Origin of the sequence: Corallococcus exiguus (genome assembly GCF_009909105.1) — a bacterium.
In the GTDB taxonomy this organism is placed as follows: domain Bacteria; phylum Myxococcota; class Myxococcia; order Myxococcales; family Myxococcaceae; genus Corallococcus; species Corallococcus exiguus.
On the sequence record NZ_JAAAPK010000016.1, the window covers coordinates 23,649 to 40,574 of the forward strand.

Here is a 16,926-nt window from a genome sequence, read left to right on the forward strand (position 1 = left end):
GAGCCGTCATCTCCGTCGTCACCAAGGCACAGGAGGCCGAAAAGAAGGAGGCGAACCTGAAGAAGAGCCTCCAGGCTGCGGGAATCACCGAGCCCGTGCTCTCCACGCTGGTGGACGCGGACGAGGAGAGCCTCAAGGTGCTCTCCGAAGAGATGAAGCTGTCACCGCTGGACATCCAGAAGCTCGCGCAGCAGAGCCCGGAACTGCTGACGGAGCCCCCCCCAGCAACTGAAGCAGCTCATGAAGTTGGGAGAGGCCTACGGCATCAAGGGTCCAGCGCTGTTGGGAGTCATGGATGCCTTCAAGGGCCTGAAGAACAGTCCGGGGGAGGAGTTCCAGCACTTCGTCGGAATCCTCTCCCTCCCCGGCGGCCCGGTCACCCCCCGCAGGGAGGAATGGGACCAATACTTCGACGGGCTGCGCGAGTCCCCGAACTTCAAGAACAAGGTGGAGGGACTCAAGCGCTATCTCGCGGAGCAATCGCAGCCGAACAAGGCCGCGTAAGGCCGTCCGGGGGCGCCCCTGGGACGTGGGCTTCCTTCCCCGGCGCCATGCAGCCACTTGAAGTGAATCACCCTCACACCGCAACCATGAACGAAAACTGCGACTACAATTACATCTTCATGTAGCGAGGAGACCGAGGAACCCCTCGTGGGAGATGGCAGGGGGTGGCTGAACGATTGGTCAGCCGCCGCCGCGATTACCGAGGCTTTCGCGTGGGTGCCGAGGTGCAGCCTGGCTTTGGGTTTCGGTGCGCCGGGGACTCGCACCCTGCTCGTCCGCGCGTACCAGGTGACGGTCCCGCCACTTCTTCCTTGAAGGCAACCATGGCTAGAGTTGCTTCCCACCATGTCTGGTTGCCCTTCCGAGGAAACGATTCTCGCCTTCGTTGAGGACCGCCTGCCTCCCGAGCAGCGGGCCCTGGCCGAGGCCCACACCTCACGCTGTGACGCCTGTGGGACGCTGCTCGCCGCCATCGCGGCGACGTGGCACGCGGAGGGAGCACTGGGGGAAGAAGCGGCCCCTCCGCCCCGCCTGTTCGTTCCAGGGGAGCAGGTGGGGCCCTACACCATCGTCGGGCATGCCAGCAGTGGCGCGATGGGCGACGTGTATCGGGCGCGCGATGGGCGACTTGGACGGGACGTGGCGCTGAAGGTGCTCCCGGCACGGTTCGCCCAGGAGCCCGAGCGTCTGGCCCGCTTCCGCCAGGAGGCCCGCGCCGCAGGTGCGCTGTCCCATCCGCATCTACTGACCTTGTTCGACGTGGGAGCCCATGAAGGCACGCCCTACCTCGTCACGGAGTGGCTGGAGGGCGTCACCCTGCGGACGCGGCTGATGCGCGGGCCGCTGCCCCTGGCGGAGGTCCTGCGGCTGGGCATCCAGCTGGCACAGGGGCTCGCGGCCGCGCATGCCCGCGGCGTCATCCACCGCGACCTCAAGCCGGCGAACATCTTCCTGTGCGCGGATGGCGGTGCCCGCATCCTCGACTTCGGGCTGGCGCGGCTCACCGAGCGCGGAGAAGGCGCGGCGGTGACCCGGAGCGGCGCGGTGATGGGCACCGCCGGCTACATGGCCCCCGAGCAGATCCGCGGGCAGAGCGCGGATCCTCGCGCGGATGTGTTCTCACTGGGCACGGTGCTCCACGAAGCCCTGAGCGGTCAGGCCCCCTTCGGGGGTGACAGCGCGGTGGAGCGAATGAGCGCCGCGCTCCGCGACGAGCCCCCCATGCTGCCGGGTGAGCTGGGAACGATCGTCGCCCGCTGTCTGGCGAAGGCTCCCGGCGACCGGTTCCAGTCCGCGCGGGACCTGGCCTTCGCCCTGGAGTCCATCGCGTCCCGCTCCGGAAGTCAGGTGCCCCGGGCCGTGCATCCCCGCGCCCTCCCGCGTCCGGCCTTGTTCACGCTCCTGGCGGTCGCGCTGCTGTGCGTGGCGGGTGGGCTCCTGGCGTTCGGGCGTCCGTGGAAGGTCCCGGTGTCGAGCTCCACGTACCGACCGGCCACCTTCCAGCGAGGCCCCGTGCTCAGCGCGCGGTTCTCCGCGGATGGACACACGTTTCTCTATGGCGCGGCGTGGGAGGGAGGCCCCGTGGAGCTCTACAGCGCGCGCACCGAGCGTCCGCTGTCGCAGCCTCGTGGACTGAACGCGGATGTGCTCGCCGCGTCGTCCCGGGGAGAGCTGGCGGTGTTGCTCGCCCCCCGGTTCTTCGACCCGGAGCATGGCAGTGGCACGCTCGGGTTGATGCCGCTCGCGGGCGGCGCACCGCGGGCCGTGCTCGACGGCGTGCTGGAGGCGGACTGGGGGCGCGGCGAGGGACCGCTCGCGGTGGTGCGCCGGGTGGGCGAGACCTTCCGGCTGGAGCAGCCGCCCGGCACCGTGCGCTTCGAGTCGCAGGGGTGGATCAGCCACGCGCGGGTGTCCCCCGATGGCGAGCGAATCGCGTTCCTCTTCCATGAGAATCCGAAGGACGACCGGGGCGGGGTGTGGGTGCTGGAGAAGGACGGGCCGCCCCGGGAACTCTCCGGAGACTGGGGGTGCACCCGGGGACTGGCGTGGGCTCCGGATGGGAGCGAGGTGTGGTTCACCGCCGCCCGCATCGGTGCGGACACCGCGCTGTTCGCGGTCAACCTGCGAGGCACGACGCGGCTCGTGGATCGGATCGCCGGTCGGATGCTGCTCCAGGACATCTCGAACGCTGGCACCGTCCTGGTGGATCACCAGAAGATCCGTTCAGGACTCGTGTTCGGGCGAGCGGGGGAGGAGCGGGAGCTCACGATGGCGGATACCTCGATCATGTCGGACCTGTCCCAGGATGGCCGGATGCTGCTCATCTCCGAGGGGAACCAGATCGAAGGCCCCACCTATGGCGCGTACGTGCGCACCACCGATGGCGCACCTCCGGTCCGGCTGGGAGACGGGCATCCCCTGGCGCTGTCCCCGGATGGCAAGCAGGCGCTGGTCGTGCGTTATGGGGAGCGGATGGAGTTCTTCCTGCTGCCCACCGGCGTGGGGGAGCCGCGCCCTGTGTCATTGGCTCCGGTGGCCACGGTGCTTTCGGCACGCTGGTTTCCGGATGGGAAGCGGTTGCTGCTGCGCGCGAGCCAGGAGGGGCGCCCCGCCCGCTTGTGGGTGTTCGAGCCGGGCGCCGGCGCCCCCCGGCCCGTTACGGCGGAAGGCACCGGCTTCCACACGGCCATTTCCCCCGATGGGGAATGGCTCGCGGCGGTGGATGAATCGGGAAGCCTCCGCCTGTTCTCCGCGACGGGGGACGCGCAGAGCGTGGTCCCGGGCACATTCCCGGGACAGTGGGTGGTGGGCTGGGACGCGAGCGGCGCGGCCCTCTACCTGCGCAGTGTCTCGCTTCCCGTCCAGATCTCCCGGGTCGACATGAAGACAGGCGTAAGCGTGCCGCACCTGACGGTGCCCGCGCGCGGAACCCCGCCGGGGCTCATCACGATCATGACCCTGGCGCTCTCTGCGGACGGGAGCGCCTACGCGTACAGCTACTTCGAGACGCTCTCCCAGCTCTACCTGGTGGAGGGGCTCGGGAAGGACTGAGAACCCGATATGGCAATGGGAGCGCGGAAAACGCCATGATGGATGCCTGGGAATGCGAACCCGAGGAGTCCCGCGTGCGAAGCCTCTCATTCCGGATCACCCGTCTCGTCTCGGCGCTTATCGTGCTGGGCGGTTGTGAGCGTCAGGAGCAGCCTCCCGCGCCCACGCGGTCCGCGCCGGCTCCGGTCAAGGCCAGCGCGCCAGCGCCGGTCCCGCCCTCGCGGAGCACCACCGAGCAGGAGCTGCGCGAGCGGCTGCGGTGCGAGGCGCTCCTCGGCTTCAGCGGGCTGCTGGCGGGCCAGCAGGAGTACTTCGGGGAGAAGGACGCCTGGACCACGGACGTCACACGGCTCCCCACCCCTGCGCCATGCACGGATGGCAGCCGCGTGCCCACGCCGGACGCCACCTGGCTCGCGGGTTGCCACTTCCGCTACGCGGTCTCGGTGGCCGGCTCGTTGCCCGACAACAGCACCTTCAGCGTGCGCGCGGTGGGCGTGGGCGGACTCGCCGAAGGGCTCACGTACTCCATGACGCATGGGTACGTGGACGGGAAGCCCGTGCGGGTGTGGCCTTCCGAACTCGTCCTCGAGGAGTGCCATGGCGTGCGCAGGCCGGAGGGAACGCCCCTGCCGGCCCCGCTGTGCGAGGGGGCCAGCAACCTGAAGGCGCTCTTCACGTCCGAGAAGGCGTACTTCGGGGAGAAGGACCGCTACTCGGAGAGCGCCGCCCAGGTGGGCTTCGCGCCGGAGCCCTGCCTCGACGGCTCCCGCGCGCCCGTGCCCGATGACACGTGGACGGCAGGCTGTCGCTTCATCTACCGCGCGGAGGTTTCGGGCACGGCGCCGGAGCAGACCTTCCTCCTCACCGCGCGCGGAATGAAGGGCCCCGTGGTGGAACAGAAGCTGACGCTGGACTCCCAGTACACCTGGAGTCCAGCCGATCCAGGCTGCGCGCCCTGACGCGCGAAGGTGAAGGTGGAGGCCACCCGTGCCATCTCCGTGACGGGGAGCTCCAACTCCGTCACCTGGAAGCGCGGCCACGGCAAGTCGAAGCCGAAGATCAGCCGCACCGGCATGGACAACAAGGTCACCCAGGAGAAGGAGTCGCCAGATCGCATTCAGAAGCCCAGCAACCTCACCGGAGGCGATCCCATTTCAATTCCAGGAAAAACTGGATATATTGGAAGGAGTGCTTGACGTTGGCACCCTTCCCGAAATGGGGTCATCCATGCGCGGCTCACAGGTCCTCGGTATCGCTCTCGTCTCCAGCATCGCCTTCACTCCGCTCGCGGAGGCGAAGAGCGTCTCCTTCTCGGGCTATCAATGGGAGGTGCGCAGCGGTCAGGGCGGCCCGGGCCCCAATGCCTGGGATGACCGCAACGCCTGGGTCGATGCGAACGGCTACCTCCACCTGAAGATTGCGTGGCGCGACGGACGCTGGACGACGGCGGAGGTCTACATGCCGCAGCAGCGGCTGGGGTTTGGCACCTACCAGTTCAAGGTGATTGGCCGGCCGGACCTCTTCGACGACAACGTGGTCCTGGGCCTGTTCAACTACACGCGTCCCGACGTGGGCCCGGACGCCACGAATGAAATCGATATCGAGTTCGCGAAGTGGGGCGGCAGTCAGCCGCAGATGGGCAACTGGGCCGTGTACCCCGCGGTGACGGGCGTCCCCTACTCCCATCAGGCCTACCCCATCAGCCTCGGGGGGACCTACTCCACCCACCGCTTCCAGTGGTCGTCGAGGCAGGTCTACTTCCAGGCGTTGCATGGCCACCAGGATGGCAACGTCAACCAGATGGCCAGCTGGCTCTTCAATCCACCGGACTACGTCCAGCGCATTCCCCAGAACCCCCTGCCCGTCCACATGAACTTCTGGCTCTTCCAGGGACTCGCGCCCAAGAACGGTCAGGAGGTCGAGATCGTCATCGCGGAGTTCAAGTTCATCCCCGCTCCGTAGACGTCAGGTGCGGGTCAAAGCGAACAGGCCGCGCGAGGAGCACGCCGCTTCTGGACGAACGTGCTCACCGCGGCCTTGAAGTACTCTGGCGCCGTGAAGAGCAGGAAGTGCGGCCCACCCTTCACGGTGAACAGGTTGACGCCAGCGGCTCCCTCAAGCGGGGGCGGAGCCGGGGCTGGAGGAGGCGAGCCCGGCCCAGGCTGCGACGGTGGAGTCGACGATGGAGCGCACGCCGCGATTGGATTGGGCGGGACTGCTGCGCCGGACGTTCGCGCTGGATGTCTTCGCCTGCTCTCGGTGTGGAGGCCGTAGGAGGGCGCTGGCATACCTGACGGCCCCCGGTGGGGGGCGCGCCATTCTGGAACACCTGGCATTGCCCTCGCGGCCTGCGAAGCTGGCCCTGGCACAGGGTCCACCCCAGAGCGCGTGGTGTTGAGCTCAAGCACCCACAGTGACCTGGAAGCCCACGCCCTTGCGGCCTGCCGCCTGGCTGGGCCGCTTGGGCCGGCATGTGCCCCGAGGGGCGGTACGGCCTCTGCTCCGGCCCGGCGCACAGCCCGCGCGTCACCCTCCAGCGGCCCTTCTTGACCCCTCTTCACCAGCCCGCCGCCCTCAACAGGGCTCCTATCCGTCCTATACTTCGGACCGCAGAGACCGACTGCTGCTCATTTCCGCCCTGGCGCAGGTGCTACTGACGCTGCTGGGGGCCGCGGGCGAGGCGCTCGGCTACGACAAGCACTTGAAGGTGAACACCGCGAAGAAGCGGACTCATTCGCTCTTCACTCAAGGTGCCTACTACTTCATGGCCATGCCGCGCATGAGCGATGAGCGATGAGCGATGAGCGATGAGCGACTGCGCCCGCTGGTGGAGCGGTTTGGTCAGTTGGTACGCGAGCAAACCGTGTTCCGCGAAGCCTTCGGGCTCATCTGATTCAGATGAGGGGATGACTCAGGGGTCGAGGCGCACAGGACCTGCGGGTGTCCAGTCGCGGGTGTCGCAGCTCCAGCGCTCGGGGTGACGTGCGCGGGCGCGCTGGGACACCTGGTGGCGCTGTGCGAGTAGCGCCGCTTCGCGGCCGAAGTGTCTGTCCTCGGGCGTGACGAAGCGGATGGCGGAGTGCCGGTGCACGCCGATGTGGGCCTGTCTGCTCGGGCGACCGATTCAGAACACTCAGGACAAGCAAGCAGCGCGTACGACACTCCGAAACAGCGAGGGCTTTCCTCCACTTGCGGTGAAACTGTTCACGCGGGTGCACGGGGTTGCCCCCGGGGCGGGTTGATTCCAGGCGAGCGCGATGCGCACTGGCGGCACGCAGAAGACGCCCCTTCGTGCGGACCACCGACAGCAAGCATGCCCATCCAGTGGCCCCCAACGTGGTGGCCCGCGACTTCCTGCCGCCAGGGCCCGACCGCATCTGGGCTAGCGACATCACCTACGTGTGGACCGCCGAGGGCTGGCTCTACCTGGCCGTCGTCCTCGACCTCTTCAGCCGCCGCGTCGTGGGCTGGAGCATGGGCGAGAGAATCGACCGGCAACTGGCGCTCGCCGCCCTCGACATGGCGCTCACTGGACGGACGGCCCCTGCGCTCCATCACTCTGACAGAGGGAGTCAATACGCCAGCGAGGACTACCGGCGGCGGCTCGCCGAGCGCGGCATCACCTGCTCGATGAGTCGCAAGGGCAACTGCTGGGACAATGCCGTCGTCGAGAGCTTCTTCAGCAGCATGAAGTTGGAACTCGTCTACACGCGCAACTTCAAGACGCGCGCGGAGGCGAGGCTCGCGCTATTCGAATACATCGAGGTGTTCTACAACCGCAGGCGTCGTCACTCCTCACTCGGCTATGTCAGCCCGGCCGAGTACGAGCGAACGACTGAGGCACCGAGGCAGGCAGCGTAGTCAACCTGTCCACGGAAGCGGGGGCGCTCTCAAGCGGTGAACGCACCACTTGGGTGCTTGCCATGGCACCCTGCTTGACAGGATGCACTGGGCGCGAGGCGGAGGGAAAGCAGCAAGGCTGACGGGTGAGGACAGACTGGAGATTCGGCGGCGTGTCATCGCTGGCGAGAGCTTCGAGCAAGCGGCGCTGGCCATCGGCTGCTCGAAGAAATCCATTCAGCGTCTCCTGGTGAAGACGGGGGGAGTGGCGCCGCGCGTGCGCCCGCGCTCGCCCTTGCGCCTATCGCAGCAGGAACGCGAGGAGGTCTCACGCGGCGGCCAGGCGGGCGAGTCGATGCGAGCCATCGCGCGTCGGTTGGGACGCTCCGCGTCCACCGTGTCACGCGACGTGGCCGCAACGGGTGGCAGGAGGAAGTACCGGGCATGGCGTGCTGAGGAAGGCGCTGCGCGCAGGGCGCGTCGTTCCAAACCTGGCAAGCTTGCCGCGAACAGCCCCCTGAGGGCCGAGGTGGAGCAAGGCCTGGCCCGGCGCTGGAGTCCCCAGCAGATTGCCGCCAGACTGCGCGCGAATTTTCCCGAGCAGCCTCACATGCGCGTGTCTCACGAAACCATTTACCGCTCGCTCTTCGTGCAGGCGCGAGGCGCGCTCCGCAAAGAGCTCACCGCCTGCCTGCGTACGGGCCGGACCCAGCGCCGGCCCAGCAAACGCAACGACGTGGGCGGACAGCTGCGCGACATGGTGATGCTCAGCCAAAGGCCGCCAGAAGCCGAGGACCGCGCCGTCGCAGGCCACTGGGAGGGCGACCTCGTCATCGGCAAGGCAGGCAAGTCCGCTGTCGCAACCCTCGTGGAGCGATACAGCCGCTACGTGATGTTGCTCGAGTTGCCGCACGGCCGGACGGCAGAGCGCGTCCGCGAAGCTTTGACAGAGCAGATTCAACGGCTGCCCGAGCACCTGCGCCGCTCGATCACGTGGGACCAGGGCATGGAGATGGCCGAGCACGCACGCTTCACCCTCGACACCCAGGTACAAGTCTACTTCTGCGACCCGCACAGTCCCTGGCAGCGCGGCAGCAATGAAAACACCAACGGGCTGCTGCGCCAGTACTTGCCCAAGGGCATGGACCTGAGCACGCTCTCCAGCAAGCAACTCGACGCCATCGCGTACGAACTTAACGGACGCCCGCGGCAAACGCTTGCATGGCGAACGCCTGCCGAAGTATTCGCGTCAGCTGTTGCGACGACCGATTGAGAGCGCCGGGTGACTCTCAGTTTTGGGTAGTGGGTTGTAGGCATGTGGTCAGTCAGGCCCCATCTAGAGAGGCGCTAATTGTGGGTCTCTATGGGGGTAGGCGGACGCAACAATACAATGCGACACGACGCTAGGAACGAAGCGGAGAGCCCCAAACTAGAACGGACTGGAGGCTTCTAAAGCCCCCAGTCCGTCACCAGTTCATGCTCGTCCCGCTACGTTTGCTAGAAACTGCTATCCCTTGGACGAAGCAGGGTCATTGCCGTAGCTGTTCTTTTCGCCAATGGTGCCATCACGCTTGTGGATGGTGTGCTCGACGCCTTGATCTTTCGCTTGAGACCTTCCAGCCTCCTCGGCTCGATCCTTCAGCCGGTGCGTGCTGCGGATCTCCCCGCCTTGCTGATTCACCCATCCACTGCCGTTCGGGTTGGGAGTCGTGTGCACGCCGCCACCGCGGTTCGTGTTCTTCGCCATCTGCGTACCTCCTACCTGGTGCCCCAGAATTGGGGACAGCAGGCAAGGTACCTCCAGGGTCTGACACTCGCCTGCACACCAGGGGAGTTCGTCACGGGAGTCGCGAGCGGCGCCTGGCCAGCCTTCCAGGCGCCAAAAGACGAAGGGCGCGGACCCTTGAATTTCTCCAAGGATTCCGCGCCCTTTGAATGGTCGGGGAGACAGGATTTGAACCTGCGACCCCTTGGTCCCGAACCAAGTGCTCTACCAGGCTGAGCCACTCCCCGATATCCGGTGCTGCGCCAGGAACTGCCCTCGGGCCCGGCGAAGCGAGGGCGGATCTATCCGAGCCGCTTCCTTCAGTCAACGGACTCTTTTGCCTCCCCCTTCCCTCCCCCTCACCAACCCCCTCGCTCCCCCGACTGTTGTCCTACCTACCCTTCAGGACGGGACAATGTTCACCCTCTTCACAAGATCCGGGCCTTCCTGTACTTCCAAGATGTTGCACGTTGATCCGCCCCTGTTCCCCCACAGAGGACCATGACTGCTCCCACTGTCCTCATCTCGGATGATGAGCCCCTTGTCGTGTCCGCACTCGCCCGGGAGGCCAAGCGCTCCGGCCTCGTCTGCGTGTCCGACACCACCTCCGAACATGTGCTGGAGCTGGCCCGCAAACACCGGCCCGCGGTCATCATCCTGGACATCAATCAGCACCAGGACGGACGGGACCTGCTCGCGCAGCTGAAGAAGGACCCCGTCACTCGCGACTGCAAGGTCATCATGCTCAGTGGCGTGGAGGATCAATTCACACGCCACGTGTGCTTCGAGCTGGGCGCCGACGACTACGAAGTGAAGCCGTGCGACCCCACCTTCATGACCCGCATCGCCCGCATGGCCGCCGCCGCCGTGCGCCCTCCCGCTTCGCCCGAAGCCGCCTGACTCACGCCGGGCGCAGCGAACGGATGGCCTGCGCGTAGTCCTTCGCGCCAAACACGTAGCTGCCCGCCACCAGCACCGTCGCCCCCGCGTCCACCACGCGCTTCGCCGTCTGCGCGTTGATGCCGCCGTCCACCTCGATGTCCACGTCCTTCAGCCCCCGCGCGTCCAACATCGCGCGCAGCCGGCGGACCTTGTCCACCGTGGACTCGATGAACGACTGCCCGCCGAACCCCGGGTTCACGCTCATCAAGAGCACCATGTCCACGTCCCCGAGCACCTCTTCAATCGTCGACAGCGACGTGCCCGGGTTCAACACCACCGCCGGCTTCGCTCCCGCCTGACGGATGGATTGCAGCGTGCGGTGCAGATGCGGGCTCGCCTCCTGGTGCACCGTCAGCACGTCCGCGCCCGCCTTCACGAACGCGTCCACGTACTTCTCCGGCTCCACAATCATCAGGTGCACGTCCAGCGGCTTCGTCGCCACCCGCTTGATTGCCTCCACGATGACCGGCCCCAACGTGAGGTTGGGCACAAACCTGCCATCCATGACATCCACGTGAATCCAATCCGCACCGGCGGCCTCGATGGCGCGGACCTCTTCACCCAGGCGGCTGAAGTCACAGGAGAGCAGCGACGGAGAGATGCGGACAGGGCGGGTCATGGCGGCGCTTCATAACCGCTTCCGGTGGGCCCTGGTACCTTCGCCCGGCAGGACAGGGTGCTTGCGGACACAGGTGGACCTGGCAGGTGGGGGGGCCGGGCGGCCAACACATCCTGCGTGCTACAACTTGGCGCGCCCGCGGCCATCCGCCGCATCCCACGGAGCCCGCCTCGGTGCTTCCCCAGTCCGTGCCCGCCTCCCCCAACCTGTCCCGCCGGCTCGCGAAGCTGACGTCCATCCTGGATGTCGCCAAGGCGATGAGCGCCGAGCGCGACCTCGACCTGCTGCTGCCCCTCATCCTCTATGAGGCCACCAAGGTCGTGGAGTCGGACCGCTGCTCGCTCTTCATCCTGGACCGCGAGCGCGAGGAGCTCTGGAGCAAGGTGGCCCAGGGCTCCAAGAACGAAATCCGTCTCCCCATGGGCAGCGGCATCGCCGGCCAGGTCGCCCATACCGGCGCCGTCATCAACATCCCCGACGCCTACGCCGACGCCCGCTTCAACAGCAGCTTCGACATCTCCAGCGGCTACCGCACCCACACCATCCTCTGCGTCCCCATGCGCGACGCCAATGGAGAGGTGACGGGCGTCATCCAGGCCCTCAACAAGCGCGGCGGGCAGGTGTTCGACGAGGAGGACGAGGAGCTGCTGCTCGCCCTGGGCGCCCAGGCCGCCGGCGCGATCGAGAACGCCCTCCTCCACGAGGAAATCAACCGCCTCTTCGAGGGCTTCGTCTCCGCGTCCGTCGTCGCCATCGAAGCGCGCGACCCCTCCACCGCGGGCCACTCCGGCCGCGTCGCGGACCTCACCGTGTCCCTGGCCCAGGCGCTGGAGCACCGCGCCACCGGCCCCTATGCCCAGACGCGCTTCACCGCCGTGGAGCTGCAGGAGCTGCGGTACGCGTCGCTGCTGCACGACTTCGGCAAGGTGGGCGTGCGCGAGAACGTGCTCGTCAAGGCGGAGAAGCTGTATCCGCACGAGCTGGAGGCGCTCAGCGCCCGCTTCCAACTGGCTCGCAAGGACTTGCAGCTGCAGAGCTCCCGGCGCCGGCTGGCCTCCGTGGAGGTTCGCGGCCTGTCCGCCCTGCCCTCCATCCATCAGGAGGAGGACGCGCGGCTCGGCCAGGAGCTGGCCCAGTTGGATGAGGTGATGGGCTTCCTGCTCACCTGCAACAAGCCGACGGTGCTCGCGCAGGGCAACTTCGAGCGGCTGCTGGAGCTGGGCAAGCTCACGTTCACCGACGCGCATGACCATGGGAAGCCGCTGCTGCTGCCCCATGAAATCCAATCCCTCTCCATCACCCGCGGCACCCTCTCCCCGGAGGAGCGCCGCGAAATCGAGAGCCACGTCGACCACACGTACCGCTTCCTGTCGCAGATTCCGTGGACTCGCGCGCTGCGCCGCGTGCCGGAGATTGCGTACGCGCACCACGAGAAGCTGGATGGCACGGGCTACCCTCGCGCCGTCCCGGAGATTCCGGTGCAGTCCCGGATGATGTCCATCTGCGACATCTACGACGCGCTCACCGCGAGCGACCGGCCCTACAAGAAGGCCGTGCCTCACACGCTCGCGTTGGACATCCTCAAGAAGGAGGCGGGGTCCGGACAGCTCGACAAGGACCTCTTCACCATCTTCGTCGAGGCGGAGATTCCCCGCCGGGCTCTCAAGAAGAGCCCGGCGTAGGGCCCTGCATCAGGCGCTGATGGTGTGCAGCCGGAGGCTGTTGATCTTGCCCGGCTGGCCCACCGGCGCGCCGAACACCACCACGATGCGGTCGCCCCTGCGCGCGAGGCCCCGCGACACCAGCTCCTCCTCCACGCGGCGGAGCATGGTCTCCGTCTCCTGGATGGGCTCCAGCACGCGCGGCACCACGCCCCAGAGCAGCGACAGGCGGCGGCGCACCTCCTGGTTCGGGCTGAACGCGACAATCGGCACCGTGGGCCGGTAGTGCGCGAGCAACCGCGCCGTCACGCCGGACAGCGTGAAGGCCGCGATGAGCGTGGCGCCGCTGGCCTTGGCCGCCTCGCACGCCACGCGCGCGATGACGTCCGGGAAGTGCAGCGGCAGGCCCAGCGGGGCCTCAATCTGGCGCGGCAGGAGCTGCGCGCGGGAGGAGGACTCCGCCGCCAGGATGATGCGCTCCATCATCTGCACGGAGTCCAGGGGGAACTTGCCGCTCGCCGTCTCACCCGAGAGCATCAGCGCGTCCGCGCCGTCGTACACGGCGTTGGCCACGTCGCTGGCCTCCGCGCGCGTGGGGCGCGGGTTGTCGATCATCGAGTTGAGCATCTGCGTGGCCACGATGACGGGCAGGCCGCGCAGGTTGGAGCGCCGGATGATGTCCTTCTGGACGGCGGGCACTTCTTCCGGGGGAATCTCCACGCCCAGGTCGCCTCGGGCCACCATCACGCCGTCCGTCTTGTCGAGGATGGCGTCCAGGCGCGCGATGGCCTCCGGCTTCTCCAGCTTGGAGATGATGGGCACCGTGCGGCCCACCTCCGCCATGGCCTGGCGCGCGGAGTCCAGGTCGGACGGCTGACGCACGAAGGACAGCGCGATGTAGTCCACGCCCGCCTTGAGGCCGAAGATGAGGTCCTCGCGGTCCTTGGGCGTGAGCGCGTCCGCGCGCACCGCCACGCCGGGCAGGTTGATGCCCTTGTTGTTCTTCAGGATGCCGCCGTGAATCACTTCCGTCTTGATGAGCTGCTTCTTGTCCGTCTCCACGACGCGCAGCTCCAGGAGGCCGTCATCCAGGAGGATGCGGTCGCCCGGGTTCACGTCCGCCGCCAGGTGCGGGTACGTGGTGGACACGATTTCGTCCGTGCCCTTCACCGTCTCGTCGGTGGTGATGTGGAAGGTGGCGCCGTGCTTCAGCTCCGTGCTGCCGGTGACGAAGCGGCCCGTGCGAATCTTGGGGCCCTGCAGGTCGCCCAGGATGCCCACCGCCTTGCGCACCTTCAGCGAGGCCGCGCGCAGCATGTCGATGTTCGCCTGATGCTGCTCGTGGCTGCCGTGGGAGAAGTTGAGCCGGGCCACGTCCATGCCGGACTCCAGCAGCGCTTCCAACATCTCCGGGGTCTGACTGGCGGGACCGAGGGTGCAGACAATCTTTGCTCGTCGCATATGAGGCCGAACATCCGGCCCCAGCGCGTTTCGGTCAAGGAGTCACGGAGCGCGACCGAGCAGGTAAACCAGTAAATGTCCAGGCCGCTCGGCGTGCGCTCAACCGCGCAGCAGCGTGCCCAGGTTCTCTCGCTCCCAACGCAGCGCGGCGGCGTAGTGCGGGTACGTGCGCTCGCGCTCGCGGAAGGCGCGCGGGTGGTGCACGCGGCGCCCGGTGCGATTGCTGCTGGGGAACAGCTGGTGGAGCATCTCGTGGAAGACGATGAACTCCACGAAGAAGGCAGGCACGTCCGGCTTGTCCAGCGCGGGGTGGATGCGGATTTCGCGCGTCTGGTGGTCGTAGACGCCCAGGCGGATGGACTTGCGGCGGCGGCGCGGCGGCATGCGGCCCCAGCCGATGCGGGCCTGGATGGCGTTCTGGAAGTAGGCCTCGTTGACGCCGTTGTAGAGCGCGCGCAGGTCGAAGCAGCGGCCGAGCGGATTCAGCTCCGCGTCGGATTCCCGGCGCAGCTGGCGGATGAGCGGCTGCTGGCCCCGGATGTACTCGTCCAGGAGGGCTCCCGCGGCACGGTGCCCCCGGCCCGCGTAGTCCGCCACCGCGCGCACGATGACCTCGGGCGCGTCCAGGAACATGTGGTGCAGCCGCAGCTGGAGCACCTGCGAGCCGCGGCGGAAGGACACCATGGTGGAGCGGTTGTCCGTCACGGCCAGGCGCACCGGCATGCCCAGGTTCGCGCTCAACCGCCACGCGAGCGACTCCGCGCGCGACCAGAGCTCCTCACGCGACGCGGTGAGGACGCGCGGCGCTTCCTCCACGACGCGGTTGCGCGGCGGCAGCGGCGCGGGGCCTTCCGGCACGCGCTGCGCGGAAGCGGCGGCGCGTTCCGCGGACGAGCCACGGGGGAACAGGGACATCTGGCGGAAGGCTTCGGGCGTCACGCGGGGGGCATCGTACCCGGCACTTCCCGAACCTCAAGGCCAGGGGATGGATGCCCGTCCGCCTGTCGACCGGGCCCACACGCCGCGCGTGACACCCCGGGTTGAATTCGTCCCAGAGGCATTGTCCTTCAGGCCAGGCTGCCCGGGTCGCCATGGCGCGACTTGAGCAGCCGCTCCAGCCGCTCCGGCTCCATGCGCACCACGAAGGTCTTCTCCCGGGCATATGTCACCTGCCCGGGGGCAGCGCCCTTCAGCTTGCGCACGAACTTCACCGGCATGTAGCTCACCTCGCCGCGAGGTTCGCCCTTGGCCCCCGAGTGGTGCAGCGCGAGGTGCGCCGCGTCCAGGAGCACCTCCTGCGCCACCTCCGCGTTCTTCTCCACCGGCACCACCACGTGACTGCCCGGCAATCCCCGCGCGTGCAGCCAGAGGTGCCACGGACGGGCCACCTTGAAGGTGAGCTGGTCGTTGTCCTCCGCACCGCGCCCCACCCAGATGCGCGCGCCGCCATGGCCCACGTACTCCTTGAAGGGGAGGCCTCCCTTTGGCCCCTCTTCCCCCTGGGTCACCTGGAGCACTTCCACCTGCGCGAGCAGCGCGGCGTCATCCATGGCTTCAATCTGCGTGAGCGCCGTCTGCGCGTGGGCGACCTCTCGCGCGAGCTCCGCCTCGCGGTGGCGGGCCTGCTCCACGCCGCGCAGCAGGCGCCGGTACTGGTGGAAGTGCCAGTCCGCCTCCTCCTTCGGGGTGCGCTTCGGGTCCAGCTTCACCTGGACCTCCTCCACGCCCGCCTCCGTATAGGAGGTGAGCGTCACCTGGGACGCGCCTCGCTTGAGCCGGTGCAGGTTCTGCGCGAGCAGCTCGCCCACTTCGCGGTGCTTCTCCGCCTCCGGGCCGCGCTGGGCCTCCGCGCGCACCTTCTCCAATGTGCGGGAGGAGCGCTTCAGCCTCGCCCGGTACGGCTGCGCGAGCCGGCGGCGGATGGTGTCCGCGCGGCTGGTGCGGTCCTTCTGTCCGAGCACCCGCTCGGCGGCCTGCAGCCTGGGCAGCGTGTCGTCTTCCTTCGGCTCCAGACGTGAAGGCTGCGCGCGGCCCTTCGCCAGCGCCTCCGCGGACACGGGCTCCGGTGGCGACCACTGCGCTCCGGGATAGAGGTTGCGCCTGGGGCCGAAGCCTTCGCCGGAGAGCATCAGCACCCGGTTGTTATCGCTGAGGAGCAGCAGTCCCCCGGGCGCGCCCACCTCCATCACCAGCCGGCGGCGCACGCCTTCGCGATCGAACTCCAGGATGATGGCGCGGCTCTCCTCCAGGTAGCGCGCGGCCTGGAGCTTGAAGCCGGTGAGCTCCTGGCGCAGCCAACGCTGGAAGGGAGCGGGCTCGCCTGGCGTGGGGAAGCGGTCCTCCGCGACGGACAGGCGGGACAGCTCGCCTTCGGCGCAGAGGCACAGCACGACCGATCTGCCCGGGACGCGCAGCTCCACGTAGGCCAGGCGGGGAAGCGGGCACCACGCCTTCTGGGCCACCGCGCCCACCAGCCGGGCCGCGGCCTCCGCCACGACCTCACCGAACTCCACCGGACGCAGCGACATGGGGGCCCCTCCCGGGCGGACACACGAGGAGACGTAAACCCCTGGCCCGCAAAAGAAAAACGGCCCGGCGGGTTTCGCCGAGCCGTTCACCGGACGTCAACGGACGCCCGAAATGACACCGCTACTTCAGGCTTCCGGGGTCGACGGGGCCGCGGGGGTCGCGGCCTTCCGGCGGGAAGCGGTCTTCTTCTTGGCGGCCTTCTTGGCGGCCGGCTTCTTCGCGACGGCCTTCTTGGCCGTACCGCGCTTGGCGGCAGGGGCCTTGCGGGCGGTCTTCTTCGTCGCGGTCTTCTTCGTCGCGGCCTTCTTCGCGGTCTTCTTCTTCGCGGCCATCGGAATCCTCCGTTCAGTGTTGAGGCCCGCGAGGACGCGAGCCCTGCACCCACTTCGAACTGAACGTGAGTGCTTGAAATGAATGGTACGGGCGACATGCCAGTGTGTCAACGCATGGTGATGTATTGCAGTGCGCGGCGAGGCCGATTTTTGGCCTCCGGGCGCTTCGAACCGTTCGTGGCGGTCATTTCGGGGGTCCGACGCGTCGCGCGCGAGGCCGAA

The 16,926-nt window shown here is 67.9% G+C and carries 14 protein-coding genes, 1 tRNA gene and 2 pseudogenes; 10 read left to right on the forward strand and 7 right to left on the reverse strand.

Annotation, left to right across the window (positions count from 1 at the left end; translation table 11 throughout):
* Positions 1-240 precede the first annotated feature (240 nt).
* The 8 genes and pseudogenes from GTZ93_RS39385 to GTZ93_RS39425 all read left to right on the forward strand — a co-directional run bounded on the left by GTZ93_RS39385 (position 241) and on the right by GTZ93_RS39425 (position 8,668).
* Complete coding sequence (locus GTZ93_RS39385) at positions 241-504, forward strand: hypothetical protein (RefSeq protein WP_139919191.1); 264 nt, start codon at positions 241-243, stop codon at positions 502-504.
* Positions 505-849: 345 nt separating this feature from the next.
* Positions 850-3,555, forward strand: coding sequence for a WD40 repeat domain-containing serine/threonine protein kinase (locus tag GTZ93_RS39390; protein ID WP_139919192.1), 2,706 nt, complete (start codon positions 850-852; stop codon positions 3,553-3,555).
* A 74-nt stretch (positions 3,556-3,629) separates the two neighbouring features.
* Positions 3,630-4,514 carry a hypothetical protein gene (locus GTZ93_RS39395; protein WP_126935443.1) on the forward strand — a complete coding sequence of 295 codons (885 nt, stop codon included), beginning with the start codon at positions 3,630-3,632 and terminating at the stop codon, positions 4,512-4,514.
* Between the two features lie 9 nt (positions 4,515-4,523).
* Positions 4,524-4,751, forward strand: coding sequence for a DUF3060 domain-containing protein (locus GTZ93_RS39400; protein ID WP_121755269.1), 228 nt, complete (start codon positions 4,524-4,526; stop codon positions 4,749-4,751).
* Positions 4,752-4,782: 31 nt separating this feature from the next.
* Entirely contained in the window at positions 4,783-5,517 is a 735-nt protein-coding gene (locus GTZ93_RS39405) for a glycoside hydrolase family 16 protein (RefSeq protein WP_120579397.1), read from the forward strand.
* 646 nt (positions 5,518-6,163) lie between these two features.
* Positions 6,164-6,448 (forward strand): annotated as a pseudogene (locus GTZ93_RS43125) (IS4 family transposase); the annotation flags it as partial.
* A gap of 371 nt (positions 6,449-6,819) precedes the next feature.
* A pseudogene (locus GTZ93_RS39420) lies at positions 6,820-7,416 on the forward strand (IS3 family transposase); the annotation flags it as partial.
* Between the two features lie 82 nt (positions 7,417-7,498).
* Positions 7,499-8,668 (forward strand): IS30 family transposase, encoded by a 1,170-nt coding sequence (locus tag GTZ93_RS39425; RefSeq protein WP_257979240.1) that lies wholly within the window; start codon positions 7,499-7,501, stop codon positions 8,666-8,668.
* 234 nt (positions 8,669-8,902) lie between these two features.
* Here the strand turns inward: GTZ93_RS39425 and GTZ93_RS39430 are convergent, their stop codons facing one another.
* Both GTZ93_RS39430 and GTZ93_RS39435 read right to left on the reverse strand, forming a co-directional pair.
* Entirely contained in the window at positions 8,903-9,142 is a 240-nt protein-coding gene (locus GTZ93_RS39430) for a DUF2188 domain-containing protein (RefSeq protein ID WP_139919194.1), read from the reverse strand.
* A 189-nt stretch (positions 9,143-9,331) separates the two neighbouring features.
* Positions 9,332-9,408 (reverse strand) — tRNA-Pro (locus tag GTZ93_RS39435).
* Between the two features lie 253 nt (positions 9,409-9,661).
* On the opposite strand from GTZ93_RS39435, the gene GTZ93_RS39440 reads away from it, so the two are divergent.
* Positions 9,662-10,060 (forward strand): response regulator, encoded by a 399-nt coding sequence (locus GTZ93_RS39440; RefSeq protein WP_120577602.1) that lies wholly within the window; start codon positions 9,662-9,664, stop codon positions 10,058-10,060.
* A gap of 1 nt (position 10,061) precedes the next feature.
* Here GTZ93_RS39440 and rpe read toward each other — a convergent pair whose 3' ends face one another.
* Positions 10,062-10,721, reverse strand: a complete 660-nt coding sequence (rpe, locus tag GTZ93_RS39445; RefSeq protein ID WP_139917084.1) for a ribulose-phosphate 3-epimerase — start codon at positions 10,719-10,721, stop codon at positions 10,062-10,064.
* 173 nt (positions 10,722-10,894) lie between these two features.
* Here rpe and GTZ93_RS39450 point away from each other — a divergent pair, with 173 nt between their 5' ends.
* Entirely contained in the window at positions 10,895-12,403 is a 1,509-nt protein-coding gene (locus GTZ93_RS39450) for a GAF and HD-GYP domain-containing protein (RefSeq protein ID WP_121754114.1), read from the forward strand.
* A gap of 9 nt (positions 12,404-12,412) precedes the next feature.
* Here the strand turns inward: GTZ93_RS39450 and pyk are convergent, their stop codons facing one another.
* The 4 genes from pyk to GTZ93_RS39470 all read right to left on the reverse strand — a co-directional run bounded on the left by pyk (position 12,413) and on the right by GTZ93_RS39470 (position 16,704).
* Entirely contained in the window at positions 12,413-13,843 is a 1,431-nt protein-coding gene (gene pyk / locus GTZ93_RS39455) for a pyruvate kinase (protein ID WP_120596074.1), read from the reverse strand.
* Positions 13,844-13,942: 99 nt separating this feature from the next.
* On the reverse strand, positions 13,943-14,758 hold the full coding sequence (locus GTZ93_RS39460; protein ID WP_120577607.1) for a hypothetical protein: 816 nt from the start codon (positions 14,756-14,758) through the stop codon (positions 13,943-13,945).
* A 152-nt stretch (positions 14,759-14,910) separates the two neighbouring features.
* Complete coding sequence (locus tag GTZ93_RS39465; protein ID WP_139917086.1) at positions 14,911-16,371, reverse strand: NFACT RNA binding domain-containing protein; 1,461 nt, start codon at positions 16,369-16,371, stop codon at positions 14,911-14,913.
* Positions 16,372-16,497: 126 nt separating this feature from the next.
* Complete coding sequence (locus GTZ93_RS39470; RefSeq protein WP_120577597.1) at positions 16,498-16,704, reverse strand: excinuclease ABC subunit A; 207 nt, start codon at positions 16,702-16,704, stop codon at positions 16,498-16,500.
* Between the last annotated feature and the right edge of the window lie 222 nt (positions 16,705-16,926).

Bases quoted from the DNA above. Each gene is read 5' to 3' on its own strand.
- GTZ93_RS39385 (WP_139919191.1), top strand. From the start codon at position 241: ATGAAGTTGGGAGAGGCCTACGGCATCAAGGGTCCAGCGCTGTTGGGA.
- GTZ93_RS39390 (WP_139919192.1), top strand. From the start codon at position 850: ATGTCTGGTTGCCCTTCCGAGGAAACGATTCTCGCCTTCGTTGAGGAC.
- GTZ93_RS39405 (WP_120579397.1), top strand. From the start codon at position 4,783: ATGCGCGGCTCACAGGTCCTCGGTATCGCTCTCGTCTCCAGCATCGCC.
- GTZ93_RS39425 (WP_257979240.1), top strand. From the start codon at position 7,499: ATGCACTGGGCGCGAGGCGGAGGGAAAGCAGCAAGGCTGACGGGTGAG.
- GTZ93_RS39430 (WP_139919194.1), bottom strand. From the start codon at position 9,142: ATGGCGAAGAACACGAACCGCGGTGGCGGCGTGCACACGACTCCCAAC.
- GTZ93_RS39440 (WP_120577602.1), top strand. From the start codon at position 9,662: ATGACTGCTCCCACTGTCCTCATCTCGGATGATGAGCCCCTTGTCGTG.
- rpe (WP_139917084.1), bottom strand. From the start codon at position 10,721: ATGACCCGCCCTGTCCGCATCTCTCCGTCGCTGCTCTCCTGTGACTTC.
- pyk (WP_120596074.1), bottom strand. From the start codon at position 13,843: ATGCGACGAGCAAAGATTGTCTGCACCCTCGGTCCCGCCAGTCAGACC.
- GTZ93_RS39460 (WP_120577607.1), bottom strand. From the start codon at position 14,758: ATGTCCCTGTTCCCCCGTGGCTCGTCCGCGGAACGCGCCGCCGCTTCC.
- GTZ93_RS39465 (WP_139917086.1), bottom strand. From the start codon at position 16,371: ATGTCGCTGCGTCCGGTGGAGTTCGGTGAGGTCGTGGCGGAGGCCGCG.
- GTZ93_RS39470 (WP_120577597.1), bottom strand. From the start codon at position 16,704: ATGGCCGCGAAGAAGAAGACCGCGAAGAAGGCCGCGACGAAGAAGACC.